This window comes from Deltaproteobacteria bacterium, assembly GCA_009930495.1.
Taxonomy (GTDB): Bacteria; Desulfobacterota; Desulfovibrionia; order Desulfovibrionales; family Desulfomicrobiaceae; genus Desulfomicrobium.
The window spans coordinates 1-1,006 of sequence record RZYB01000492.1 but is presented as its reverse complement, the minus strand read 5'-3'; the positions used below and the strand labels follow the sequence as shown (position 1 = coordinate 1,006).

Sequence of the window (1,006 nt, the reverse complement as noted above, 5' to 3'; positions counted from 1 at the left end):
TCTGATGGAAATCGGCGTCAATCTGGTTCGTCAGGAAGAGGAGGCCAGGGTACGGGTCAAGGCCGAGGCCTCGGCCGAGGAGCGTCTGCTGGATGTCCTTTTGCCAACCAAGCCGCTTGAATCCGGCACGGTCGAATACATCGGCCCCGAGCCGTCCAGCTCCGATTCCACCCGCGAAAAGCTGCGGCAGCTTTGGCGGGCCGGCAAGCTCGACGACCGCATGGTCGAGGTCGAGGTCAATGCCGGCGGCGCAAATGTCCAGGTCATGAGCATCCCTGGCATGGAAGGCATGGAGATGCAGATGCAGGACATGTTTTCCAAGGTTTTCCCCAAGCGCAAGAAGACCAAGAAGGTCCGCGTCAAGAACGCCTATGAGCTGTTGATCCAGTCCGAGTGCGAGCGACTCATCGACATGGACAAGGTCCATGAGATCGCCCGCGAACGGGTCCAGGAATCGGGAATCGTGTTTTTGGATGAAATCGACAAGATCTGCGGCGGCGGCCATTCGGGCAAGGCCGATGTGTCCCGGGAAGGCGTGCAGCGCGACCTTTTGCCCGTTGTCGAGGGCAGCACGGTCAACACCAAGTACGGCATGGTCCGCACCGACCACATTTTGTTCATCGCGGCCGGGGCCTTCCACATGTCCAAGCCCTCGGACCTGGTGCCCGAACTGCAAGGTCGGTTTCCCTTGCGCGTGGAGCTTTCGGCCCTGACCCGCGATGATTTCTACCGCATCCTGACCGAGCCCCAGAATGCCCTGACCGTGCAGTACAAGGCTCTGCTGGGCACGGAAAACGTGGACATCGTCTACACCGACGAGGCGCTCCTTGAAATCGCCCGCTTCGCCCAGAAGATCAACGAGGAAACGGAAAATATCGGCGCGCGCCGGCTTTACACCATCATGGAAAAGATTGTGTCCGATTTGTCCTTCGATGCCCCGGAAATGCCGGACGCCACGGTGACCATCGACAAGGACTATGTGGCCAAGGCCCTGCACGATGTCCAG

At 59.8% G+C, this 1,006-nt stretch carries 1 protein-coding gene; it reads left to right on the top strand.

Features of this window, described 5'->3' with window-relative positions:
• Nucleotides 1-1,006, top strand: a 1,006-nt coding sequence (hslU, locus tag EOL86_15685; GenBank protein ID NCD27012.1) for an ATP-dependent protease ATPase subunit HslU, incomplete at both ends; no start/stop codon positions are given.